The sequence below is a fragment of the Rugamonas brunnea genome (assembly GCF_014042345.1).
Lineage (GTDB): Bacteria > Pseudomonadota > Gammaproteobacteria > Burkholderiales > Burkholderiaceae_D > Rugamonas > Rugamonas brunnea.
In genome coordinates this window covers 166,384-190,899 of sequence record NZ_JACEZT010000006.1, presented here as the reverse complement: position 1 = coordinate 190,899, position 24,516 = coordinate 166,384, and the positions used below count along the sequence as shown (strand labels likewise).

General features: G+C 66.9%; 20 protein-coding genes. 3 read left to right on the top strand and 17 right to left on the bottom strand.

Features of this window, described 5'->3' with window-relative positions; genetic code table 11:
• Positions 1-65: 65 nt before the first annotated feature.
• The 6 genes from H3H37_RS11360 to H3H37_RS11335 all read right to left on the bottom strand — a co-directional run bounded on the left by H3H37_RS11360 (position 66) and on the right by H3H37_RS11335 (position 5,864).
• The gene (locus tag H3H37_RS11360) at positions 66-1,196 is read right to left on the bottom strand and encodes a porin (RefSeq protein ID WP_182162452.1); all 1,131 of its coding nucleotides are present in this window, start codon (positions 1,194-1,196) and stop codon (positions 66-68) included.
• A gap of 129 nt (positions 1,197-1,325) precedes the next feature.
• On the bottom strand, positions 1,326-1,796 hold the full coding sequence (gene aroQ, locus H3H37_RS11355) for a type II 3-dehydroquinate dehydratase (protein WP_182162450.1): 471 nt from the start codon (positions 1,794-1,796) through the stop codon (positions 1,326-1,328).
• A gap of 11 nt (positions 1,797-1,807) precedes the next feature.
• Positions 1,808-2,695 carry a sugar phosphate isomerase/epimerase family protein gene (locus H3H37_RS11350; RefSeq protein ID WP_182162448.1) on the bottom strand — a complete coding sequence of 296 codons (888 nt, stop codon included), beginning with the start codon at positions 2,693-2,695 and terminating at the stop codon, positions 1,808-1,810.
• Positions 2,692-3,537 (bottom strand): shikimate dehydrogenase family protein, encoded by an 846-nt coding sequence (locus tag H3H37_RS11345; protein ID WP_182162446.1) that lies wholly within the window; start codon positions 3,535-3,537, stop codon positions 2,692-2,694. The genes H3H37_RS11350 and H3H37_RS11345 overlap by 4 nt, the downstream gene beginning before the upstream one ends.
• Positions 3,530-4,414 carry a 4-hydroxyphenylpyruvate dioxygenase gene (locus tag H3H37_RS11340; protein WP_182162661.1) on the bottom strand — a complete coding sequence of 295 codons (885 nt, stop codon included), beginning with the start codon at positions 4,412-4,414 and terminating at the stop codon, positions 3,530-3,532. Before H3H37_RS11340 ends, H3H37_RS11345 begins: the two co-directional genes overlap by 8 nt.
• A 211-nt stretch (positions 4,415-4,625) precedes the next feature.
• Positions 4,626-5,864, bottom strand: coding sequence for an MFS transporter (locus H3H37_RS11335; protein ID WP_182162444.1), 1,239 nt, complete (start codon positions 5,862-5,864; stop codon positions 4,626-4,628).
• Positions 5,865-6,091: 227 nt separating this feature from the next.
• Between H3H37_RS11335 and H3H37_RS11330 the strand changes: the two genes are divergently transcribed.
• The gene (locus tag H3H37_RS11330) at positions 6,092-6,874 is read left to right on the top strand and encodes an IclR family transcriptional regulator domain-containing protein (protein ID WP_182162441.1); all 783 of its coding nucleotides are present in this window, start codon (positions 6,092-6,094) and stop codon (positions 6,872-6,874) included.
• 1 nt (position 6,875) lies between these two features.
• On the opposite strand, the gene H3H37_RS11325 is transcribed toward H3H37_RS11330, so the two are convergent.
• The 6 genes from H3H37_RS11325 to H3H37_RS11300 all read right to left on the bottom strand — a co-directional run bounded on the left by H3H37_RS11325 (position 6,876) and on the right by H3H37_RS11300 (position 17,701).
• Entirely contained in the window at positions 6,876-9,293 is a 2,418-nt protein-coding gene (locus H3H37_RS11325) for an efflux RND transporter permease subunit (protein ID WP_182162439.1), read from the bottom strand.
• Between the two features lie 5 nt (positions 9,294-9,298).
• Entirely contained in the window at positions 9,299-10,498 is a 1,200-nt protein-coding gene (locus H3H37_RS11320) for a WD40/YVTN/BNR-like repeat-containing protein (protein ID WP_182162437.1), read from the bottom strand.
• A gap of 132 nt (positions 10,499-10,630) precedes the next feature.
• Complete coding sequence (locus tag H3H37_RS11315; protein ID WP_182162435.1) at positions 10,631-11,977, bottom strand: DUF1329 domain-containing protein; 1,347 nt, start codon at positions 11,975-11,977, stop codon at positions 10,631-10,633.
• A 13-nt stretch (positions 11,978-11,990) separates the two neighbouring features.
• Positions 11,991-13,955: a DUF1302 domain-containing protein gene (locus tag H3H37_RS11310; RefSeq protein ID WP_182162433.1), complete on the bottom strand. Its 1,965-nt coding sequence runs from the start codon at positions 13,953-13,955 to the stop codon at positions 11,991-11,993.
• A gap of 100 nt (positions 13,956-14,055) precedes the next feature.
• Positions 14,056-16,008 carry an alkyl/aryl-sulfatase gene (locus tag H3H37_RS11305; protein ID WP_182162431.1) on the bottom strand — a complete coding sequence of 651 codons (1,953 nt, stop codon included), beginning with the start codon at positions 16,006-16,008 and terminating at the stop codon, positions 14,056-14,058.
• Between the two features lie 28 nt (positions 16,009-16,036).
• Entirely contained in the window at positions 16,037-17,701 is a 1,665-nt protein-coding gene (locus H3H37_RS11300) for a GMC family oxidoreductase (protein WP_182162429.1), read from the bottom strand.
• Positions 17,702-17,840: 139 nt separating this feature from the next.
• Between H3H37_RS11300 and H3H37_RS11295 the strand changes: the two genes are divergently transcribed.
• Positions 17,841-18,788 carry a LysR family transcriptional regulator gene (locus H3H37_RS11295; protein ID WP_182162427.1) on the top strand — a complete coding sequence of 316 codons (948 nt, stop codon included), beginning with the start codon at positions 17,841-17,843 and terminating at the stop codon, positions 18,786-18,788.
• A gap of 75 nt (positions 18,789-18,863) precedes the next feature.
• Here H3H37_RS11295 and H3H37_RS11290 read toward each other — a convergent pair whose 3' ends face one another.
• A complete protein-coding gene (locus H3H37_RS11290) occupies positions 18,864-20,498 on the bottom strand; it encodes an AMP-binding protein (protein WP_182162425.1) in 1,635 nt (544 codons plus the stop codon).
• A gap of 44 nt (positions 20,499-20,542) precedes the next feature.
• On the bottom strand, positions 20,543-21,280 hold the full coding sequence (fabG, locus tag H3H37_RS11285) for a 3-oxoacyl-ACP reductase FabG (RefSeq protein WP_182162423.1): 738 nt from the start codon (positions 21,278-21,280) through the stop codon (positions 20,543-20,545).
• Between the two features lie 89 nt (positions 21,281-21,369).
• Here fabG and H3H37_RS11280 point away from each other — a divergent pair, with 89 nt between their 5' ends.
• Positions 21,370-22,101, top strand: coding sequence for a TetR/AcrR family transcriptional regulator (locus H3H37_RS11280; protein ID WP_220456406.1), 732 nt, complete (start codon positions 21,370-21,372; stop codon positions 22,099-22,101).
• A gap of 55 nt (positions 22,102-22,156) precedes the next feature.
• Here the strand turns inward: H3H37_RS11280 and H3H37_RS11275 are convergent, their stop codons facing one another.
• The 3 genes from H3H37_RS11275 to H3H37_RS11265 are packed head-to-tail and all read right to left on the bottom strand — an operon-like array spanning position 22,157 to position 24,512.
• Positions 22,157-22,618 carry a cache domain-containing protein gene (locus H3H37_RS11275; protein ID WP_182162421.1) on the bottom strand — a complete coding sequence of 154 codons (462 nt, stop codon included), beginning with the start codon at positions 22,616-22,618 and terminating at the stop codon, positions 22,157-22,159.
• A gap of 9 nt (positions 22,619-22,627) precedes the next feature.
• A complete protein-coding gene (locus H3H37_RS11270) occupies positions 22,628-23,617 on the bottom strand; it encodes a branched-chain amino acid ABC transporter permease (RefSeq protein ID WP_182162419.1) in 990 nt (329 codons plus the stop codon).
• A gap of 10 nt (positions 23,618-23,627) precedes the next feature.
• On the bottom strand, positions 23,628-24,512 hold the full coding sequence (locus tag H3H37_RS11265) for a branched-chain amino acid ABC transporter permease (protein ID WP_182162417.1): 885 nt from the start codon (positions 24,510-24,512) through the stop codon (positions 23,628-23,630).
• Between the last annotated feature and the right edge of the window lie 4 nt (positions 24,513-24,516).

The window sequence follows — 24,516 nt, the reverse complement described above, 5'->3', positions numbered from 1 at the left end:
GCGCGCGCGCGGGAATGGCTGTTCCAGCACGTGCGCCGGGTGGACTGTTGTTAAATTTTGTGTACTTAAAACTTGTGCACGATGCCGGCCTGCAAGCCCGTCAGCCGCTTGCCGTTGACGTCAGATCCCGCCAGGTTGGCCGAAGGGCCGGCCGAGCCGCTGAAGCGGAAGCCGGCGTTGGCCTCGTTCGTCATCACGCTGGCAAAGCCGTACAACACGGTGCGCTTGGACAGGTCGTAATAGGCGCCCACGTTGCCGCCGCGCGCGCCGGCGGCGCCGCCCGAGGTGTCGCGTATCACGCCGTACAGGGCACCCACCCGCAACTGGGGCGCGACGCGGTAGTCGGCCGACAGTTGATAGATGTTGTAGTAGCGGCCCGCATTCACGTCCGTGCCGGCGAAGAAGTTGTTCGGGTTGCTCACGTTGTTGAGGATGGTGCCCGCGTTGCGGCCATTGGCGCTGGCCGTCGAGTTGTTGCTGCGGGCGACGGCCAGGTAGATGGTGCCGGCGCTGTACTTATAGTCGGCGTAGACGTTGTGGTACACCACCTTGTCATGCACGGTGGCCGTGATGCTGTTTGGGCTGGCCTGCAGTCCGGCGTAACCGGCGCGGTAAGGGCCGTTCTGGTAATCAAGCGCCAGCTGCACGATGGCGCTGTTGCCACGGGTGGCGCCACCGTTCTCCGGCAGCGCGTAGTGCAGCGCCAGTTGCACGCCGCCCAGGCGCGGCGACCGGTACGACAGGTCGTTGTCGTAGCGCGAAGGAATGCCGAAGGTATTGAAGATGGAACCGAAGGTGGTGCGGTCGGTGTAGTCGATGGCGCCGCCGATCAGGAAGATCTCCGTGTTCTGGCGCCCGATGCGGTACTCGCCATGCGGCGCCGCGATCCCCACCCAGGCCTGGCGGTCGAACAGGCGGGTGGTGTCGGCGCCCGTGCCCGTGTCCGCGTTGAGGCCCTGTTCCAGGTTGAAGCGCACCTGGTAGCCGCCGCCGAGATCCTCCACGCCACGGAAGCCGAGCCGGCTGCGCAGGATGGCGCCATCGTTCAAGCCCGTGATGTGGGCGCCGCTGTTGCTGCGGATGTAGCCCAGGTATTCGTCGAAATTGCCGTAGATGGTGACGTTCGACTCCGCTTGCACCGCGCCTGCGGCCGACCAGGCGGCCACACAGGCGAGCGCCAGTAATTGCTTGTTCATGCTATCTCCAGATTGTTTTCATTGTTTCGCCGCGCCACCGGTGCCCCGGCGTGCCGCGCATGTCCCCTCTGGTACTGCCGCGAAGCGAGGGGGCTCTTCGTTTTGCTCAACTCTTGCCAGACTTCGGTGTTAAACCTGTTCAACCTGTTCACCGGCCAGCGCAGCGATGGCCAGTCCGTACCCGCGTATGCCGAACCCCAAGATCACACCCGCCGCCACCGGCGACAACCACGAGTGATGGCGGAACGGTTCGCGCGCATGGACGTTCGAGATGTGCAGCTCGATCACCCGCACCGCCGCGCCCTTGATGGCGTCATGCAGCGCCACCGAGGTGTGGGTGTAGGCGCCGGCGTTGAACACCACCCCCAGCAATTCGCCGCGCGCCTGGGCGGCGCCCGCCTCGTGCAGCGCATCGATCAGCACACCCTCGTGATTCGACTGACGGAAGTCCAGCGCCAGGCCATGCTGCTCGCACACCTGCGCGCACAGGCGCTCCACGTCGGCCAGCGTGGCCGCGCCATACACGGCCGGCTCGCGCTGGCCCAGCAGATTCAGATTGGGGCCGTTCAGCACCAGCACCTTGTTCGTTTGCGTTCCCATCGCGCCCTCCTTCACGCCATGGCCGCGTGCGCGGCGCTGGGGCGGCGCACGTCGAGACTGCGCCGCAGGACCTGGTCCGTCACCCACTTGGCGGAACGGTGGGCGCGCTGCGCCACGATCTCCGGCGCCAGTTGCAGGTAATCGTCGTTGAAGACTTCGAAGCTGTAGTCGCCGCGGTAGCCGCCCCGATCCAGGCGGCGCAGCAGGTCGGTCAACTCGGCCGAATGGGCGCCCTCGCCCGGAAACACGCGCAGGTGGCGGGCCGTCTCCAGCCGCTCCTCGGCGCTGCGGATGTCGCGCCACATGAAGTCCGACAGCTGCACCATCGCGATCTTGGCGCTGGGGATATCCTCCAGCCCATCGAGGCTGGCCCGGTTGGCCAGCATGTGGAAGGAGTCGATCACCACGCCCAGGTTGGCGTGGTCGGCCAGCTCCACCGCTTCCCACGATTGTTCGTACTGGTTGACGTGGCGGCCCCAGGACAAGGCCTCATACCCCACCTTCACACCCAGCGGCACGGCCAGCGTGGCCAGCTTGGCCAGATGGCGGGCGATCAGCGGCATGGAGGCGCTGGCATGGCTGGAGGTGCTCGAACAAACCATCAGCAAGGGCGCACCCACGGCCTGGCACACCAGCAGCATCTGGCGGGCGATATCGAGCTTGTACTCGTGCAGCGCACCGTCCAGCCCTTCGTAATCGCGCATCACCTGGATGCCTGTCACCCGCACGCCGCTGGCGCGCACCAGCCGCACCGCCTCATCGAGTCCGCCCGGGTGGCCGGCCAGATCCCTGGCCCACAGCATGATCTGGCTGAAACCCGATGCCCGCGAGGCGCGCAGCTTGGCCTCCAGCGGGCCGGCCAGCGTGATGCTGTCCATGCCGAAATTGGAGAGGTTCATAGGGCCTCCAGCGCGCGGAAGGCGTCCGACGACACGCCGGGCCAGCCAAACAGTTCCAGGTACAGGGGCGCCTGCTCGATCAGCATCTCCTTGCCCTTCTGGATGTGGCAGCCAATTTCCTGGGCCTGGCGCAGCAACCGGGTCATTTCGATCTTCATGCCGCAATCTGCCACCACGCAGTCGGGCGACACGCCGCGCAGGTCGATCGGCAGCGGGTCGTCGCCGTGCATGCCCAGCGGCGTCGAGTTGACGACGACGTCGAATCCGGCGGCGACCGGCGGCGCGATCACAAACTCCACGCCGGGAAACGCTTGCTGCAGCCGATCCTGCAAGGCGCTGGCCTGTTCGGTGCGGGTATCGTAGATGGCCACCTGGCCGATACCGCGCTCGGCCAGCGCATAAGCGATGGCGCAGCCGACGCCGCCAGTCCCGACCACCAGCGCGCGGGCGGAGGGCCAGTTCAGCGGCTTGTCCGCACAGGTGCGGTCGAAGGCGCGGATAAAGCCTTCGCCGTCGATCAGATCACCCAGCAGCTTGCCGTCCGCATCCTTGTAGATGGCGTTGCAGGCGCCGGCCAGCACGGCGCGGGCGCTGGGCTGCTCGACCGCGCTCACGCTCATCGGCTTGTGCGGGATGGAGACGAAGATGCCGCCTACATTGGGCAAGGACATCAGCATGCGCACGGCCGCCGTGTACGACGCGGGCGGCACCTTGAGCGGCACCACGCAGGCGTCGATGCCGTGCCGCTGGAAGTAGGCGTTGAACAGCGCGGGTGCCTTGACCTGCTCGACCGGCCAGCCGATCACGGGGAAAATACGGGTGGTGCCGGAAATCTCAATCATGGTGGTTCTCCAGGTGGCTTACGACCAGCTCGAAGCTGACGCCGCCTTTGTAAAGTTGGGTAAGTGCGCCGCGTTCGCTGGACTGGGCCGGCGCGCGGTCGATGAAAACGATGCCGCGCCGCTGCAAGGCCCGCACGGCCTCCAGCACGTCGGGCACCCCGAAGCCGACGCGGATCAATTGTTCGCCCCACTGCAGGCCGCCCGCCCCTTCGGGTGGTTCGACCAGTTGCAGGTAGAAGCGGTGGCATGGGCTTTCCAGCAGCGTGCCTTTCGGGACGACGCCGAAATAGCGCCCTTCCGGCAGCACGTGGAAGTCCATCAGCTGCTGGTAGAAATCGATCCACTCCGGCGCGCGGCCGGCGCCGATGGCCTGCACCACGCCGAAGAAATGCATGCCGGCGATCGCGGGCGGGTTGGCCGGCGCATGGGGGATAGGCTTGAAATCGACGTCGTAGATGGAAAAGTCGCGGAACCTGTCGACGAAATAGAGGATCGAGTCGCCGGCGCCATGGACGCCGGGGATGTTCAGCTCCATCACCCCGGCCCGGGTCTGGATCGCCCAGGCGCCCATGTCGATCGCGTGGCGGTAGGCAGCGTCCGCATCGCGCACCCGCAGGGCGATGGCGCTGATGACGGTCGACTGGGGATCGGTGCCCGACTGCGGCAGGGCGCGCGGATCGGCGTTGACGATCACGTTCATCGTCCCCTGGCGGTACAGCGTTACTTCCCGCGAGCGGTGGCGGGCCGTGGCCACGAACCCCATCTGCTCCAGCAGTGCGCCAAACGCGAGCGGTTGGGCGCTGGCATATTCGACGAACTCGATGCCGTCGATGCCCAGCGGATTGTGCGGTTCCGGATTGTGTTCTTGCGCCGTCATCATGTTCCTCACTCGGTTGAATGAGGCCAGTGTAGAAAGCGGCGGGGGCGAAGAACAGCCGTCAAAACAGCGATTATTGCGGCATCCGCGCACATTGCGCGATTAGCGCGCAAACACCCCTGTTTTTCTTATCCTGGGTCAAAATTGAACGGCCGCGTGGCATATCATCGCAGCCCATCCGCATGCAAACCCTGAGAGCGCCGCCATGTCTTCACGCCTGTACCGCACCGGTGCGCCGGTAAGCGCGCTCCATGCCCGCGAACGCAAGCAAGCCCAGTGCGGCGCTGATGCCGCTCATGGCCAGCACCAGCGTGGCCGAGGCCCCCAGCTGGCTGTGCGACACCAGCTGGCCGGCCACAAATGCAATGGCCGTGATGATGAAGCCCGATGCCGCCGCCGCGCGCCCGGCCTGGGCGGGAAATGGCTCGACCGCCCCGCCCTGCCCGCACGGCTGGTGGAAGCCATGTCCCAGCATGTAGACGCATTGGGGCAGCAGCAGCGCCCATGGCGTGTGCACGCCGGCCTGCGCCAGCAGCAACTGCCCTGCGCCGCCGGCCAGCGAAAGCAACGCCCCCATGCGCGCCACGCGTGGCACGGCATGACGGCGCAAGCTGCGACGGCAGAGCACCGTGCCGACCAGGAAAGCGAGCGTGCAGGCAGCCGGCACGGCGCCATAGGCCACGCGCGACATGCCGAAGTCGCGGATGAAGACGAACGGCGACAGCAGCAGGAAGCACATGGCGCCGCTGAAGCTGATCCCAGCCAGCAGCGAGGAAGCCAGGAACCGGGGATGGCGCACCATGGCCCAGTAGCCGGTCGCATCGGCATGATCGGCGGCAGCGGCGGCGGCGACAGGCAAGCGCGTCTCAGGCAATCCGCGCCACACCGCCAGCCAGGCCAGCGCGCCGAAGCCCGCCACCAGCGCGAGCGTCCAGTGCCAGCCCAGCCACTGCGTGACCAGGCCGCCGGCCAGCGGGCTGAGGACACCGATCATGCCCATGCCCGTCATGCTGCGCGCCATCACGCCCATGCCGGCCGGGCCGGCATACTGGTCGCGGATCACGGCCCGCGCGCCGATCACGCAGGCCGCCGCCGCCATGCCCAGCAAGACCCGGCTGGCGATCAGCATGCTCAAGCCGCCGGCCAGCGCGCCCATTGCGGCGGCCACCACGTACAGCGTCAAACCGCCCAGCAGCAAGGGACGGCGGCCGATGCGGTCGGCGCGCCAGCCTATCGCCAACTGGGCCAGGCCGAAGGCGAGGATGAAGGCGGTCAGCGTCCACTGCACCGGGCCGGAGCGGCCGCCAAACTGGCCGGCGATCTGCGGCAAGGCGGGCAGGTAAACATCAGTGGCAACGAGCTGGCAGGCCAGCAGCAGCACCAGCACCGTGCCCAACGCGGGCCGCTTGCGCGCGCTGCCGCGCACGTCGGCGCTCAAGCCGGCGCTCATGCCGGCACCGTCGGGGCGTGGTTGGACATGGCGGCATGCCGCGCGGGATGGAAGGCGGGGGTCATCGGGAATCCTTGTCTGTCGGCGCGAGCTGCCGTGGCACGGCCGGGAAACCGGACGCCTCCCGATTGTAGAAACGACGGCCCCGCCCGCACAGGGGGCGCAACCATCATTTATGCGACAATCGCCCATCATGCGCGATTAACGCGCATTTCGAGGAGCACAGTATGAAAAAGCCGGCGTTGCTGGACGTGGTCGTGGCCAAGCGCGACCAGATTGAAGGCCTGATCAAGGGCGTGGACGTGATCCGCGCCTTCGACCATGAATCCGTGCGGCTCACGCCGACGGAACTGGGCGAGCGGGTCAACCTCAGTCGCACGGCGGCGCGCCGCTACCTGCTCACGCTGGTCCATATCGGCCTGGCCGCCACGGACGGGCGTACCTTCTGGCTGCGCCCCAGTGTGCTCAGCCTGGGGCACGCCTACGTCGATTCGGCCCGTTTGCCGCGCGCCGTGGTGCCCTACCTGCAACGGCTCACCAACCAGTTGCAGGAGTCGACCAACTATTCCGTGCTTGATGGCGACGACGTGGTCTACGTCAGCCGCGTGAACGCGCCGCGCATCCTGCTGGCCGGCTTCGATCCCGGCATGCGGCTGCCCGCCTACACCTCCACGGCCGGCCGCGTGCTGCTGTCGTCGCTCACCGATGAAGCCCTGCACGCCTACCTGGCCCGCATCACCCCCATCGCCTACACCCACCTGACAGTGACGGACAAGGAGCAGCTGTTCCGCGAGATCGTCGCGATCCGCGAAGACGGTTTCGGCTCCACCGAGAACCAGTACGAGATGGGCCTGCGCGGCATCTCCGTGCCGGTCAAGAACCGTGGCGGCACGGTGGTGGGCGCGCTGTCGACCTCCATGGCCACCACCAACGGCACCCGCAAGGAAGCCATTGCCCGCTGCGTGCCGGCCATGCAGGCGACGGCCAACACGCTGATGCTGTGGGTGTGATTCAGCCGTTGCCGCAGGCGGCGGACGGCACCGTCTCCACCGCCCCCGGCCTGCGCGCGGGACGCACGACCAGCGCCGCCAATGCGGGAATCATGACGATGGCGCCGACCATATTCCACAGGAACATGAACGTCAGCAGCAGGCCCATGTCGGCCTGGAACTTGATGTCGGACCAGACCCAGGTCAGCACGCCCAGCGCCAGCGTCACGCCCGTCAACGCCACGGCGGCGCCGGTGCCCTTGAGCGTCTCGCAATAGGCCGCCTTCAGGTCCAGTCCCCGGTCGAGGAAATGCTGGAGCCGGTTGTAGATGTAGATGCCGTAGTCCACGCCGATGCCGATGCCGAGCGCGATCACCGGCAGCGTGGCGACCTTTACGCCCAATCCCAACCGCGCCATGATGGCCTCGCACAGGGCCGACGTGACATACAGCGGCAGCATGATGCAGACCGCCACACGCCATGAGCGGAACTCCCACCACACCAGCAGCGCCACGATGGCATACACCAGTACCAGCATCTGTGTCTGCGCCTGGGCGATGACGATGTTGGTGGCCGCGTCGATGCCGGCATTGCCGCCGGCCAGCGTGAAGCGGGCCGTCTGGTCGTCGTTCGCCGCCGCAAAGGCCTGGGCCGCGCGCACCACCCGGGCCAGCGTCTCGGCCTTGTGATCGGCCAGGAAGATCATCACCGGCACCATCGAGCAGTCGTTGGAATACAGCTCGGACGGCAGCACGCGCTGGGCCGCATTGGACACATAGCGGTTGCGCGACAGCGCATGCCAGCGCAAGTCGCCGCCATTGGCCCCGGCGATGACCTTCTTCATGCCGCTGAACAGCGAGGTGGTGGACTCCACGCCCGCCAGGTTCTCCATCTCCCACTGGAAGCGGTCCACCTTGTCGGCCACCGGATAGGAGCCGCATTCGCCGGGCGCCGTCTTCACCATCACCACGAACACGTCGGCGCTGGTGGCGTAATGGCCGCTGATGTAGGCGCTGTCGCGGTTGTAGCGCGACTCGGCGCGCAGCTCGGGCGCGCCCGGATCGAGGTCGCCGATCTTCAGGTCGCGGCTCATGCTCCACGCCCCGCCCAGCACCAGCAGCGCGAACGCGACGGCCAGGCGCGCGAAACGGGGCTCGGCGAAGCGGGCCAGCGCGCGGGCCAGGCGGTGCTGGCTGGCCTGCTTGCGGGCCTGGTGGCGCAGGCAGGCGTCGGACACGCCCACGTAGGACATCAGTATCGGCAGCAGGAACATCTTGGTGAGGATGATCACGGCCACGCCGATGGAGGCGGAGATGGCCAGTTCGCGGATCACGCCGATATCGATTACCAGCAGCGTCGAGAAGCCCACCGCGTCGCACAGCAGGGCCACGCTGCCCGGGATGAACAGCTGGCGGAACGTGAGCCGGGCCGTCTCCATGTTGGAGGCCCCGGACAGGCGGGCGGCGGCCATGGTGTTGATGTTCTGAACCGCGTGCGAGACGCCGATGGCGAACGTCAGGAACGGCACCAGGATGGAATAGGGATCGAGCCCGAAGCCGATCAGGTGCACGATGCCAAGCTGCCACAGCACGGCCAGGCTGCAGCAGAACACGGTGGCCAACGTGCTGCGCCAGCAGCGCGAGTACCACAGCAACAGCGCCACCGTGAGCCCGAAGGTGATGGCGAAGAACAGGCCGATGGCACTGGCTCCAGCTATCAGGTCACCCACCACTTTCGCGAAGCCGGTGATGTGGATGCGCACGCCATCCTTGCCGTACTTGTCGCGCACCAGCTTTTCCAGCCGCTGCGACAACTGGCCGTAATCGAGTCTGGCGCCCGTGTCCGGGTCCGTTTCCAGCAACGGCACGAGCACGATGCTGGAACGCTGGTCGGCGGCCACCAGGCTGCCGATGCGGCCGGAGCGGACCACGTTGGTGCGCACCTCGGCGATCTTCTCAGGCGAGCCGTCGAAACCCTGCGGGATGATCTGGCCGCCCACCATACCCGCCTCCGTCACTTCCGTCCACAGCACGTTGGGTGTCCACAGCGATTTCAGGTTGCCCCGGTCCACGCCGGGAATGTAGAACACCTCGTCGGTGATGCGGCGCAGCGTTTCCAGATAGGCGCGGCTGTAGATATCCTTGTCCTGGGTTTCGACGGCGATGCGCACCACATTGCCCAGCGGGCGCAGTTCGGCCTCGTATTTCAGGTAGTTGGCGATGAACGGGTGCGATGCGGGCACCATCTTCTGGAAGCTGGCATCCGGCTTCAGTTGGGCCGCCTGCCAGCCAAACAGCACGCTCGCCAGCAGGAACAGGATCAGGATCGGCAAACGCCACGCGAACAGGCGTGGTTCCAGCGTCCGCTCCAGCATGCCGAGCTTGTCGTGGCCGCAGGCGGCATCGCCAGCGGCCGGGGAGGATTTGTCGTTCTGGTTCATGGGATTCATTTCGAATAGAGGTGGGTGGACAGGTGGACGCCGCCCACGCCGGCCAGCACCACCGTGTGGCCATGCAGCGCGATGGCGGCCAGTTCCAGGCTGCGCGCGGGCGCCTGCGCGGCGAAGCTGCGGCCCTGGTCCGCGCTGCGGTACAGGGTGCCGTCGCGCGCGGCCAGCAGCAGCGCGCCGCCATCCTGCGCCGCGCCGATCAGGCTCTTGTCGCCCAGACGGGGCAGTTCCCGCCATGTGGCGCCTGCATCCCCGCTAAGCAGCACGTGGCCGCCGAAGCCATAGGCCAGCAGCGTGCCGGGTGCCGTTTCAACAACGCCGTACAGTTGCCCCTTGTAGCCGCTGTCGGCCACGCGCCAGCTTTCTCCATCGTCACCGGAGCGGTACACTTTGCCGCCCTCCCCGGCCAGATACAGCGCGCCGTCGGCGCCGTGGCCAATGGCGTTGTAGTGCAATCCCTCCGGATTGGGTAGGCGGCTGGCGATCGATTCCCAATGGGCGCCACCGTCGCGCGTGCGCAGCGCCTGCCCGTAGGAGCCGACCGCCCAACCCAGCGCGCGGGTCTTGAACCACACAGCCAGCAGCGGCCGCGAGGGGCCGGACTTGACCGCTTCCTGCATGTCCTGCAGGGCGTTGTCGGCCTGTTCCACGGCGGCCAGCGCGGCCTTGGCCTCGCCCGCGCGCGCGCCCGCCTGCGCCGCGTGCGCCCGCACTGCCGCTTGTTCGGCATCGGCCAGCATCATGGCGTTGATCTGGTTGCCGTCCAGGCGCTTGTCCCAGCTTAGGCCACCGTCGCTGCTGGCCAGCAGCACACCGTCATGGCCAACGGCCACGCCATGGAGGCTATCGGTGAAGTGCATGGCGGTCAGCGTGACGCCGACCGGCACCCAGGCCTGGCGCCAGGTGGCGCCGCCATCGTCCGAGACGATCACGATGCCCCGTTCACCGGCCGCCACCAGCCGTGCGCCGGCCGGGGCCAGCGCCAGCATGAGCGAACGGGCCGCGAGCGCCGAACTGCGCGCGGGCGTGGCCAGCGGATCGGCCAGCGCGGGCGCTGCCAGCGTGGGGAGGAATGTGGCGGCCAGGCAGATGGCCGTTGGCGCGACGATGGGCCCGACTAAGGGAGCGACTATGGTAGCGACTAAGCGCGCGGCCAGCGGGGCGGCGCGCCGGAAATTGCGCAGGTGCTGCTTCATGAATGTGTCCTTCGGTCTTGCGGTTGTGCCGCGCCGGGCAAAAAGACGCCCGAGTCCCACCGGCGGCGGGAACGGGCGTAAGGAGATACACAGCGAGTTCTGTTGGCGCGCCGGCGCTGGCGCAGATGTTGGTCAGTTGCTGCTGCGGCGCAGCGTGTCGGGGGTGAAGTTACCGGCGCTCAGCCTGGCGCCGAATTTGGCCGGTTTTTCCTGGTTGCCCAGGCCCGTCACCAGGTAGCGGCGCGCCTGCAGGTCGTAGAACACCTCGGCGGCGAACCATGGCGTGGGCGCGTCGTAGAACTGGATCGCGTCGATCTCGTGCACGCGCCACAGTTCACCCCGGCCATCGTAGGCGTCGGCGTGGGCGATCTGCCAGCTGTCCTCGTCGATGTAGAACACCCGCTTGGCGTACACATGGCGCTTGCCCGGCTTGAGCGTCGCTTCCACCACCCATACGCGGTGCGGCTCGTAGCGCACCAGGTCCTGATTCAGGTGGCCGGGGCGCACGATGTCGCTGTACTTCAGGCGCTTGCTGGTGAGCTTGAAGTTGTTGTACGAGACGATCATCTCCTTCTTGCCGACCAGCTTCCAGTCGTAGCGGTCGGGCGAACCGTTGAAGCCGTCGTAATCGTCCGTCGTGCGCAGTCCGTCGGCGCCGGAGCCGGGCGTGTCGTAGGCCACGTCGGGCGCGCGCAGCACGCGGCGCTGGCCGGGGTTGTACATCCACGCGAGGCGTGACTCCTTCACCTGGTCGATGGGGTCCACCACCAGCAGCGCCTCGCCAGCCACGCTGGTGGGGCCGGTGATGGTGCCCATGTAGTACAGCAGGCGGTTGGGTTCCGGCTTGTCCATAGCGTTGGCGAAGGCCAGCGTCTCGGTGCGGGTCACGGGCGTGAACGCGCCGTTGGCCTGCACCGGGAACTCGGCGCTGTAGCGCTGCACGGCGCCGCCCCGGTAACGCATGATGTGGTTCCACACCACTTCCACGCCCGTTTTTGGTTGCGGGAATGGCACCGTCGAACGGGCCACATTGATCACGCCGTTGCCGCCCGGCGCCAGTTCCGCCTTGGGCGCTTCAGCCTTGATGCTGTCGTACACGGCCTGCGGATAGCCCGCCGTGCGGTGGCTGGGGTAGACGTTCAGCTTGTAGGTCGGGAAGCGCTTGAGCATTTCCATCTGCCCCGGCGCCAGTTTGTCCTTGTATTGGGCCATGTTGGCGGCCGTGATGGTGTACAACGGCTTCTCGCTGGCGTAGGGATCGAGGTAGCCGGCCATGGCATCGAAGCCGGCCGGCGCCTTGACCAGGCCACCATCCCAGGCCGGGATGACGCCGTCCTTGCTGCCCGCCTTCTCCGCGCCCATGGGCGTCAGGTCCTTGCCCAGGCGCTCCACGTCCGCCGCCGGCATGCCGGCCCAGGCCCAGTTGCCGCTCACCAGCGCCACGGCGCCGGCCAGCACCATTTTGTTCATCGCTTTCATGCTGTCTCCATGGTTAGAAATTGACGCCGACGACGAAGGAATAATTGTCCCGGTCGTGCAGCACGTCGTATTTGGCGTTCTTGTTGTAGCGCGTGTAGCTCAGTTCCGCGTAATAGCGGTTGTTGTAGTCGGCGCGCAGCGTGGTGCCCAGCGTCTGGCGGTCCTGGACGAAGGTGCCGTCGCCCGCATAGCCCTTCACGTCGTGCGACCAGAACACCTTGGGTTTGAGGTTGATGCCGGCATAAACGTCGCTGAAGGTCAGCTCGCCCTGCAGGCGGTAGCCCCAGGCGCTGGTGGTCACGTAGCCCTGGTTCTCGCAATACGGGGCATAGCCGTTCAGGCCCGCGCACGTGCCGCCCAGCGCCGCCGTCGGGCCGAAGCCGTACAGGAAGCCGCGCCCATAACGGGTGGAGGTGGCCGGGTCGCCGATCCCGCTCCAGTGCTGGAAGCCGATCTCGCCCAGCACGCTGGCGCTGCTGGCGCCCAGCATGGGGCCGAACAACTTCAGGGCAGACACCTGGATCTGGTCCTTGTTCTTCAGGTCGTAACCATGCGCGAGCGAGCCCTGCGCAACAGAGGGATCACGCACCCAGCGCGCCAGTGCGGCCTGCGGGCCGAGGCCCAGTACACTGCCCACCACCAGGTCGGGCGCGTTGATCTGTACCGGCACACCATGCGTGTGGCTGGCCTCACCGAACACGGACACACCGCCCAGCTCCGTGGCCGCCGACACGGCCAGCGACTGGATGTTGGTGGCGCCGTAGTCCCACGCCAGTTCCGTGCCGGGGAAAGCGCCCAGCATGCCGATCTGCTTGGCCGCTGCGGCTTGGCCCATGCCGCCCAACACCTTGGACAGCGCAGTCAGTTGCGCCGCATACTGGCCCGAATACAGCGATGGCGCCGGCGATGGCGCATGGACGGCCGACAGCACGGGCGTGCGCGCATGGTAGTTGGCGAAGTAGAAGCCGAAATCGGTGCTCACCGCGTCCACGAACACGTGCGAAGACAGGCCGAACTGGCCGCTGTTCTTCGGCGTCGCGTCAGGCGCGCGGCCCAGGCGGAAGTTGAACGGCACGGCGGCCAGCGCGCCCGCACCCGCCGCCTTCAGCAGCGCCGGCGGCAAGGCGGCCAGCACGGGCACGCCGTTGTACTGTTTCTGGTCGTTGCCCAGCGCATCGCCGAACACCACGGCGCCGCCGGGGCAATTGAGCGAATCGACCAGCGACCAGTAGGTGCCGCAACCGTCGAACAGCGTGTGCTCCCATTTGAGCTGGTAGAACGCCTCAATCGATACGCCATCGCCCAGCCCGAGGTTGGCCGTCAATTGCGGCAGCGGACGCAGGATCTCCTTGACCTGGGCGCCGGGCCGGTGCGCCGCCGTCAGGTCGAACGCGCCCATGGCGTTGATGCCGGGGATGAAGGCGCTTTCGCCCCAGTTCACCACCTGGTTGCCCAGCTTGACGTTGAGCGGCTTGCCGGCCAGGTCGAATTCGCCGAACACATAGGCATCGGCCAGCGCGGCGCCGGAGAAGCCGGTGTTGGCGTAGAAACCCAGGTCGCTGAGCTTCGCGCCCGGCACATAGCCGTTGTTGAAGCTACCGTGCGCCACGCCCTTGTCGCTCAAGGTGGTGTCGTACCACGCGTTGGCCCGCACGAACAGGCCCAGGTTGTCGCGCTTGAGCTGCAATTCGCCCGTGGCCTTGGGGCCGCTCGCGTAGGCCGTGCCCTTGTTGAAGTTCAGATTGCCGTCGTCATGGCCGTTGCCCACACCGGGCGCACCGCCGTTGGCGCCCGACACCAGCGCCGGGTCGCGGTCGTGGGCGCGCCAGCTGGCGCCCATGCTGGCGTTGAGCGACCAGCGCCCTTCCACACCGTTGTCGAGCGTGAAGCTGTCGGCGCGCGCGCCGTGGCACCCCGCCAGCGCCATCGCGGCCAGCGCCGCGCGGCAGGCGACGGCCAGCACCGTGGGGCGTGCCATGCGCGGCCCGATTATTTGCTGCTTGTGCATCCTGTCTCCCTTGCGTTTTTATTGGAATGACTGCGCCCGCCACAGATGGCCGGCGCAGGTACAACACCCGTCAGCGCGTGACGATGGGGAACAGCGGGTCGAACTGATCGAAATTGCCGAACAGCGCGGCCAGCGCCTTCGGATCGCCTTCCAGCTTGACTTCGCCCGCCTGGACCAATTGCGCCAGCGGCACCTTCGCCAGCAGCATCTTGAACAGCGCGTCGCGGCTCAGCGTGAGCGCGGCGTCGGGCTGGGCCAGCACGCGGCCACGGGTGTTGTTGAGCACGGAGTTCGACAGCTCCAGCGCGTAGTTTTCATGGGTGTCGGTAAAGGCGATGTTCACACCCAGGCGCAGGCCATCGGCCTTCTCGTGGTTCAGGCGCACGGCCAGGAAGTCGAAGATCATCTCGACCGACATGGCGCGCGTAAGGTCCGGCCCTTGCGTAGACACGTGCAGCGCCTTGAGGCCGTCGCGCAGTTCGCGTGCGCCCGTCAGGTACTCGTTGCGCCAGATGGCCGATTCGGACTGGTAGCCCAGTTGCTCCAGCGTGTCCGCCTGCAGCTGGCGGGCCGCCTGGTTGGCTGGATCAGCCTTGACGAGATGGTTGAGCATCTCGGCCACCCAGCGATAGTCGCCGGCCGCGTAACCGGCCCTGGCCTGCTTGAGCACCGCCTTGGCGCCGCCCATGGCGGCCACGTAATGCTGGGCGCGGGCCTTGCCCGTCAACGGGTTCAGCGTGGCCGGATTGCCGTCATACCAGCCCAGGTAGTAATCGACCACGGCGCGCAGGTTGTGGCTCAGCGTGCCGTAGTAGCCGTGGGTGGAGAAGTCCGTCTTCAGGCCCTTGGGGAAGAAGCCCGCGTCGCCGATCTCGTCGAACGGCACACCACGGTTGGCCAGGTTCAGCGCCTGGTCGTTGAGGAAGCGGTACATGTCGCGATGGTTGGCCAGTTGCTGGCGCAGCCGATCCTTGCCCCATACGGGCCAGTGGTGGCTGCGGAAGCCAACTTCCGCGTCGGGGAACAGGTCCAGCATTTCGTTGATGTACTTGCTCCAGCCCAGCGCATCGCGCATGCGGGCGCCGCGCGGCGTGTAGATGTTGTGCATATTGGTCGTGACCACCTCGGCCAGGCATAGCGCGTGGCGCTCGGGCAGGTAGAACGTCATCTCGGCTGGCGCCTCCGAGCCGTTCGCCAGCTGGAACACGAAGCGCACGCCGTCGATGTCCATGGTCTGTCCTGTCCTGGCCACGGTGTCCGTGGGCGCGATCAGGCCGATGGTGCCGGTGGAGACTTTCTTGCCCAGGCCCGTGCCCACGTTGCCCAGCGGGCCGGCGTCCAGCGGCATGCCGAAATGGTAGTGGGCGCGGCGCGCCATGGCGTTGCCAGCCAGGACGTTCTCGGCCACCGCCGTTTCCATGAAGCCGTCCGGCGCGATCAGGCGCGCCTTGCCGATAGCCAGATCGGCTTCGCTGATCACGCCGCGCACGCCGCCGAAGTGGTCGGCGTGGCCGTGGGTGTAGATGACGGCGGCCACGGGGCGGCGGCCCAGTTGCTGCTGCGCGAACTCCAGGCCGGCGCGCGCCATCTCCGCGCTCACCAGCGGATCGACGACGATCCAGCCCGTCTTACCTTCGATCAGGGTCATGTTGGAGATGTCGAATCCGCGCAGCTGGTAGATGCCGTCGCTGACCTTGTACAGGCCATGCTTGTTATTGAGCGTCTCCTGGCGCCACAGGCTGGGGTTGACGCTGGCCGGGGCCGCGCCATGGATGAAATCGAATTCGTGCGGCTGCCAGACCACGTTGCCGTTGGCGTCCTTGTAGGGGCCATCGGGCATGACGGCCACCAGGCCGCGCGCGGCGTCGTCGAAATCCTGGCGGTCGGCCAGCGGCAGGCCGGCGCCGAAGGCCTGGTTGGCGGCCGCCGTGATGGGGCTGGCCGGTTGCGATGGGGTGGTTGCGCTGGCCTGCAGGGTGCAGACGGCCAGCGCCAGCGCCGTGAGGCGGGCGATGCGTGCCATGGTGGGTCTTCCTTCGGTTGGGTTGGTGTCAGGCTGCGTGGCGCGAACTGGTGTTGGCGTTGGCATTTACGTTGGCGTTGGCGCGGGCGTCGGCAACGATCATCTGGGCCGCTTTTTCCGCGATCATGATGGTCGGCGCGTTGGTGTTGCCGCCAACGATGGTGGGCATGATGGAGGCGTCGACCACGCGCAGGCCGGCCATGCCGCGCACCCGCAGGCGCGCGTCCACTACGGCCATCTCGTCGTGGGCCGGCCCCATCTTGCAGGTGCCCACCGGGTGGTATTGGGTATCGGCGCGGGCACGGATGTCGGCGATCAGGCCGGCCGTGTCGCCGGCGGCCACCGGGTACAGCATGTCGCCGCGCACGGCGTCGAACGGGGCCGACTCCATGATGGCCTGCTGCACCCTGGCGCCCTTGACCAGCACCTCCAGGTCGCGCGGATCGGACAGGAAGCGAGGGTCGATCACGGGCGCCGAACGCGGATCGCGGTCGTGCAAGGTGACCGTGCCCCTGCTGTAGGGGCGCAGCACATCCACGTGGCACGACATGCCATGCCCCAGGTGGGCCTTGCGCGCATGGTCGTCCACCATGGCCAGCACGAACACCAGTTGCAGGTCCGGCGCGGGCAGATCGGGGCCCGAGCGGAAGAAGGCGCCCGCCTCCGCGATCATGCTGGCCACCATGCCTTTGCGGTGGCGCCGCCATTCCAGCATGGCCGCCGCCAGCTTGGCCGTGCCGCGCAGCGAAACGCCGAAGCTCTCGGTATCGCTGGGCAGGCGCCAGCCCTGCACGTAGTCGATGTGGTCCTGCAGGTTGCGGCCCACGCCGGCCAAATCCTGCACCACGGGGATAGCGTGCGCGGCGCAGTGGGCGCCGGGGCCGATGCCCGACAACATCAGCAACTGCGGCGAGCCGAACGCGCCGGCCGACACGATCACTTCACGCCGCGCGTGGGCCTCATGCTGCACGTTGTCGCGGATATAGGCCACGCCCTTGGCCACCTTCCCCTCGCACAGGATGCGCGACGAGATGGCGTGCGTGATCACGGTCAGGTTGGGGCGCGACAGGTTGGGCGTCAAATAGCCCTTGGCGGCGCTGCAGCGCTCACCGTCGCGGTGGGTGGCCTGGTACAGGAAGGCGCCGTCCTGCTCCGCGCCGTTGTAGTCGGCCGTGTAGGCGATGCCCTGGGTGGCGGCGGCGTCGATGAACATCTGGTTGAGCGGGCTGGCGTGGCGCGGATAACACACGTTGAGCGGGCCGCCCCGGCCATGCCACGCGTCGAAACCGTCGCCCAGTTCGTGGTTCTCGGCCTGCTTGAAAAACGGCAGTACCTCGTCGTACGACCAGCCGGGATTGCCCAGCGACTGCCAGTGATCGTAATCCCAGCGGTGGCCGCGCACGTAGAGCATGGCGTTGATGGAGCTGCTGCCGCCCAGCGTCTTGCCCCGTGGCTGGTAGCCGCAGCGGCCGTCCAGGCCCGGTTGCGGCACGGTGTGGTAGGCGTAGTTGTTGATTTTGGTCGGCACCATGGCCACCAGGCCGGCCGGCGCGTGGATCAGGACGCTGCTGTCTGGCCCGCCGGCTTCAAGCAGGCAAACCGTCACGTCGGGGTCTTGCGTCAGGCGCGCCGCCAGCACGCAGCCGGCCGACCCCGCGCCGACGATGACGTAGTCGAAAGTGTGTTTGTTCATTCCAGTCTCCGTTATTGCGCCAGTTTTTATGTTTTTGCCCGGCGTCAAGTTGGAAACCAGTGTAGGGGCGACGATTTTTGCTGTCCAATGCATCATTTTGATCGTTATAATGCATCCACTGCATGAATTGGACCTCACCATGGACCTCAAACGGCTGCGCCACGCCATCGCCCTGGCCGAAGAACTCAATTTCGCCCGCGCGGCCGAGCGCGTGCACCTGTCGCAGCCCGCGCTGAGCCGCAGCATCCAGACGCTGGAGGAGGAACTAGGCCTGCCGTTGTTCGACCGCGACAACCGCAACGTCAAGCTGACGACGGCCGGCGCCGTGTTCATGGAGCGGGCCCGCAAGCTGACCTTCCAGATGCGTAACCTGGAGCGCGACATGGGGCTGATCCGCGATGCGGAAATGGGCGTGGTGGCGTTTGGCGTGGGGCCGCTGCCCACCGCCTCCATGCTGCCGCAGCTGGTGCGCCATGTGCGGCAGACCCGCCCCGGCCTGGCGATGCGGGTATCGAGCAACAACTGGCGCAACCTGCTGGTGAATTTGAAGGCGGAACAGATCGAGTTCTTCATCGCCGACGCGCGCGACATCCTGCCCGACCCCGACCTGTCCATCACGCCCATCAGCCGCCAGCACGGCCGCTTCATGGTCCGCGCCGGGCACCCCTTGCTGGCCCGGCCCGAACGAACGCTGGCCGACACCCTGCCCTACGGCTTCGCCTCCCTGCTGCTGCCGCTGGCGATGAAGGCCCTGTTCCGGCAGGTGCTGAGACTGGCGCCCGAGGCGCCGCTGCCGGTGATGTTCGAGTGCGACAACATGCATATCCTGAAAGAGGTCACGCTGGAGGACGACGTGATCCTGCTGGCGACGGAAGCGGCCGTGGCGAACGAAGTTGCGAGCGGCACGCTGGCGCCGCTCGATTTTCCGGGCTTGCCGCCCATGTATGCGGAAATCGGCGCGGTGCAGCTGGTGGGCCGCACGCTGTCACCGGCGGCGCGGCTGGTGCTGGAGCGCCTGCACGACATCGCCGCCACGGCGCCCGGCAGCACCGTGTTCCGGGACGGGCGGTACCAGGCTATGGCGTGAGCGGTGGCGGCACCGGCCCGGTGCCCCGTCACTCCGTCACGCCATCACCTTTTTGCCCGGCCTCCCCGCGCCCGCCTACGCGCGCAAGGCGCGGCGCAGGATCTTGCCCACGTTCGACTTGGGCAAGGCGTCCACGAACTGCACCAGGCGCGGCACCTTGTAGGCCGTGAGCTGGGTGCGGCAATGGGCGATCACCGCCTCTGCACTTAACTGCATGCCCGGCACGGCCACCACGAACAGCTTGACCGCCTCGCCCGTGCGCTCGTCCGGCACGCCGATGCACGCGCATTCGGCCACACCCGCCAGCCCCGCTGCCACGGCCTCGATCTCGCCGGGGAACACGTTGAAGCCCGACACCAACACCATATCCTTCTTGCGGTCGACAATGCGCAGCAAGCCGCGCGCGTCGATCGTGCCCATATCGCCGGTGCGGAAGTAACCATCCCTGGTGAACGCGGCGGCGTTGGCTTCCGGCTGCTGCCAGTAGCCGCGCATCACCTGCGGGCCCTTGACGCAGATCTCGCCCGCCTCGCCGGGCGCGACAGGCGCGCCATCATCGTCGCGCAACTGCACGTCGGTGCCGGGCACGGGCAGGCCGGTGGTGCCGTTGAAGTCGGCCATGGCCAGCGGGTTAAACGACAGCACGGGCGAGGTCTCGGACAAGCCATAGCCCTGGCAGATGGGCCGCCCCGTCAGCACCTGCCACTGGTCGGACGTGGCCTGCAGCACGGGCGCGCCGCCGCCCACCGCCAGCCGCAGCTGCGAGAAATCGACTTCACCGATGCGCGGATGGCGCGCCAGGCCGCCGTACAGCGTGTTCACGCCGCTGAACATGGTCAGGCGCGACTGCTTGAGGATATCGATCAACTCGTCCATGTCGCGCGGGTTGGCCACCAGCCAGTTCTGCGCGCCCACCGAGAAACAGGTGATGAAGTTCACCATCAGCGCGAAGATGTGGTACAGCGGGATGGCCGTCACCACCACCTCCTCGCCTTCCTTCAGCGCGCCCGTCATCTGGGCCCGGAACTGGGCCGTGTTGGCCACCAGGTTCCCATGCGACAGGGCCGCGCCCTTGGACAAGCCCGTGGTGCCGCCCGTGTATTGCAGGAACAGCAGGTCGTCCGGACCCAGCGCGACGGGCAGGCGTTCCAGCGCGGCGCCTGCCCGCAGCGCGTCCGTAAAGCGGTGCGTCCGGCCCAGCCGCGCATCCACGGCCGGCGTGGTGGTGGCCGATGGCGCGCCATCGGTCAAGCCCACCGTCACCACGGTCTTGATGGACGTATGGGGCAAGGCATCGGCCAGCGTGGCCGTGGCGCCATCGAAGACGATGATGACTTCGCAGCCGGCGTCGTTAAGCTGGTGAACCAGTTCGCGCGCCGTGTACATGGGGTTGACGTTGACCTGCACGGCCCCGGCGCGCGCTAGGCCCAGGCAGGCCAGCGGGAACGCCAGCACATTGGGCAGCATCAGCGCCACGCGGTCGCCCTTGCGCACGCCCAGTTCGTGCTGCAGCCAGGCCGCGAACGCGCCGGACAGGCGGTCCACGTCCGCATAGCTGAGCGTGTGGCCGTAAGCGTGGAATGCGGGGCGCGCCGCGTGGCGGTGCATCGCGCCTTCCAGCAACTGCACCACGTTGTTGCAGCCGGCCGTGTCTATCTGTTCAGGGATGCCGTACTCGCGGTAGGTGGCGAGCCAGGGTTGGGTATGCATGCGCAAAACTCCTTGAGTAGTCAATGAATTCAGGGATGGGCCGCTCACAGGGACAGGCCGCCGCTCACTTCCAGCGTGGCGCCATTGACGTAGCTGGCCTCGGCCGACAGCAGGAACACGACGGCGGCCGCGATCTCGGCTGGCTGGCCCGTGCGCCGCTGCGGTATGCGCGCCACCATGTCCTCCATGGCGGCCGGCGGGATGTCCTTCACGATGGTGGTGGCGATGAAGCCGGGGCAGACCGCGTTGCTGCGCACGCCCTTGGGACCCAGCTCGCGGGCCCAGGTCTTGGTCATGGCCAGCACGCCGGCCTTGGCGGCGGCGTAGTTGGTCTGGCCGAAATTGCCGCTCAGGCCCACGATGGACGAGATGTTGACGATCGCACCGCTTCGCCCGATCAGCTCTGCCACGCAAGCGCGCGTGCAATGGAACACCCCTTTCAGGTTGATGTCGATCACGCGGTCCCACTGGGCCTCGCTCATCTTGATCAGCTGGGCGTCGGCCACCACGCCCGCGTTGTTCACCAGGCCATCGATGCGGCCCAGCGCTTCCAGCGTGGCCGCCAGCGCCGCCTGCACGGACGCGCCATCGGACACGTCCACCACGCAGCCGGCCGCGCGCGCGCCCGCCGCGCGCAGGCGCTCCACCGCGTCCGCTACCGCATCGGCCCGCACGTCCCACACGGCCACGGCGGCGCCCTGCTCCGCGCAACGCTCGGTGATGGCCAGGCCGATGCCCTGCGCGCCGCCCGTCACCACGATCACTTTATTCGTCAAATCCATCATTTCTCCTGTTCAGACAACTATCCCGCGCCTGTGCAAACGGGGTGCTTCATGTAAAATTAAGACCACTGCTATCGCCACCAACACTGATGAAAAACGACTCCCTCAACGTCAACGACATGGACGCCGACACCAATCACCGCCCCGCCACGGGTGTGGGCCGGCCGCGCAAGAACAAGACGGAAGGGAATCCCGAAACCGCCAGCCGCATCCTCGACGCAGCCGAAGAGCTGTTTGCCATGCACGGCTTTTATGGCGTCACCGTGCGCGCGGTAGCCACCCATGCCAACGTGGACGCGGCGCTCGCGCACTACTATTTCGGCACCAAGCAAGGCTTGTTCGACGCCGTGTTCCTGCGCCGCGCTGAAGTCATCAACCGCGAACGGGTGGAGGCCATGCAGCGCTACCAGCAGGAGCATGGCGACGCCATGACGGTGGAAGGACTGGTGACCGCCTTCCTGATGCCGCTGCTGAACCTGGAACGGCACCGTGACCGCGGCTGGCGCAACTACTTCGCGCTGGCGGCCCAGATGAACAACACGCGCGACTTCGGCACCGACACCATGACCCGCTATTTCGATCCGGTGGTGCTGCACTTCATCGAGACGCTGCACCGCATCCTGCCGGCCGCGCGCAAGGAAGACCTGTTCTGGAGCTACCACATGCTGACCGGCTCGCTCACGCTGACGCTGTCGGACACGGGACGACTGGACCGCCTGTCCGGCGGCCTGTGCTACTCGGCCGACATCGCCGCCGCCACCCCGCGCTTGATCGCTTACAGCACGGCGGGCATCAAGGCCGTGTGCCTGGGGCGGCGCTGATGTGCGCTAAACCAGGGTCTGCCCCGAGGGTCAGACCCTATACCTTCCCTGACTTTTACTGCTTGTAGTAGCCGGCGGCAAATACCAGCTCGCCGCTCTTTTCGAAATACGCAGACTTGGCTTCGATCTTCTTGCTCACCGGGTCCACCCACTTGTAATCCACCCAGCCCTGGCCGGCGCTGGCCGCCTTGGTCAGGATCTCGCGGACGAAATACTTGTTGTCGGCATCGCGTACCTGCGACGCGTCGATGCCGATGATGCGCTTGTTGGCGCCGTGCGCCACCACCTTGCCGTTCAGGTCGTACACGCTCAGGTACAGGTCGCGGTCCACGAACTGGCCCTGCTGGTTGCTCACTTCAGCCAGGGTCTTTTCAGCACCATTCTTCTTCAGGAACGTGATGGCTTGCTTGACGAGGGCCGACGCCTCCTCGGCGGTGCCGCGTTGCGCCGCGCCGGCGACAGGAACAAAGGCGGTCAGGCAGCAAACGAACAGCATGTTTTTCAAAATCGTTTTCATATTGCTCTTTCAGTGATGGGAAGAAGATGGAGACGGCCGCGCTCCCCAGCGAGCAGCCAGCTCGCCGACGATGCCGCGCCGGGACAACAACACGCAGGCGACGAAGATCAGGCCCGTCACCATGCCCACAGCCTCGCCAAGGCTGTTGAACCAGTCGATGCCGGTGTGGCCGGCAAGGACAGCGCCGACATCACCGAGCTTGTTTTCCAGCGCGATGATGAGCATGGCGCCCAGGATGGGGCCGGCCTGGGTGCCCATGCCGCCCACCAGTGTCATCAGGATCACCAGGCCAGACATGGACCAGTGCACGTCCGTCAGTGTTTCAAACCCCTGCACCAGCGCGTTGGTGGCGCCGGCCAGCCCCGCCAGCGCGGACGACAGCACGAACGCCAGCAGTTTGTAGCGCGCCACGTCGTAGCCGAGCGACACGGCCCGCGGCTCGTTTTCCTTGATCGCCTTGAGCACCTGCCCGAACGGCGAATGCACGGTGCGCACGATCAGCGCGAAACCGGCCACGCACACGGCCAGCACGAAGTAGTACAAGGTGGTGTCGTTGGCCAGGTCGAACATGCCCAGCAGCCTGCCGCGCGGGATGCCCTGCAAGCCATCCTCGCCGCCCGTCAGTTCGCCGGCCCGCAGCGCGCCGAAGAACACCAGTTGCGCCAGCGCCAGCGTGATCATGGAGAAGTAGATGCCCTGGCGGCGGATCGCCAGTGCGCCCATCACGAGGCCGATCAGCGCGGCCGCGCCGGCGCCGGCCAGCAGGCCCAGTTCCGTCGGCCAGCCCCACACCTTGAGCGCATTGCCGGCCACGTAGCCCGCCGCGCCAAAGAAGGCCGCGTGGCCGAACGACAGCAGCCCCGTGAAGCCGATCAGCAGGTTGAAGGCGCAGGCGAACAGCGCGAAGCACAGCAACTTGGCCAGGAACGGCGGATAGCCGGCCAGCGGCGCGGCCAGCGCGATGGCGAACGCGATGGCGTAGCCCAGATTCTTATTCATGCCCAACCTCTCATTTCTCTTTGCCGAACAAGCCGGCGGGACGCAACAGCAGCACGACGATCATCACGAGGAACAGGACGGTGGACGAGAACTCGGGATAGAACACCTTGGTCAGCCCCTCGATCACGCCCAGTCCCAGCCCGGTGACGATGGAGCCCATGATGGAACCCATGCCGCCGATGACGACCACGGCGAAGACGACGATGATCAGGTTGGAGCCCATCAGCGGCTGCACCTGGATGATGGGTGCGGCCAGCACGCCAGCGAAACCGGCCAGCGCCACGCCGAAGCCGTAGGTCAGCGTGACCATCAGCGGCACGTTGACGCCGAACGCTTCGACCAGTTTGGGGTTCTCGGTGCCGGCGCGCAGGTAGGCGCCGAGCCGGGTCTTCTCGATCATGAACCACGTGCCCAGGCAGACCGCCAGCGACGCGGCCACCACCCAGGCCCGGTAATTGGGCAGCACCATGAAACCGAGGTCGGTGGCGCCGGCCAGCAGTTCCGGCACCTCGAACGTCTGGCCGGACACGCCGTAGAACGAGCGGAACACGCCCTCCACCATCAGCGTGATGCCAAAGGTAAGCAGCAGGCCGTACAAATGATCGAGCTTGTACAGCCAACGCAGCATGGTCTTTTCGATGACGATGCCGAAGGCGCCCACCAGCAACGGCGCCAGCACCAGCATCACCCAGTAGTTCAGGCCCAGGTAGCTCATGCCCATCCAGGCCAGGAAGGCGCCCATCATGTACAGGGCGCCGTGGGAGAAGTTAATCACGTTCAGCAAGCCGAAAATGACGGCCAGCCCCAGTGACAGCATGGCGTAGAACGAGCCGTTGACCAGCCCAAGCAGCAACTGGCTCAACAGCGCTTGAAGCGGAATACCGAAAATTTCCATGTCA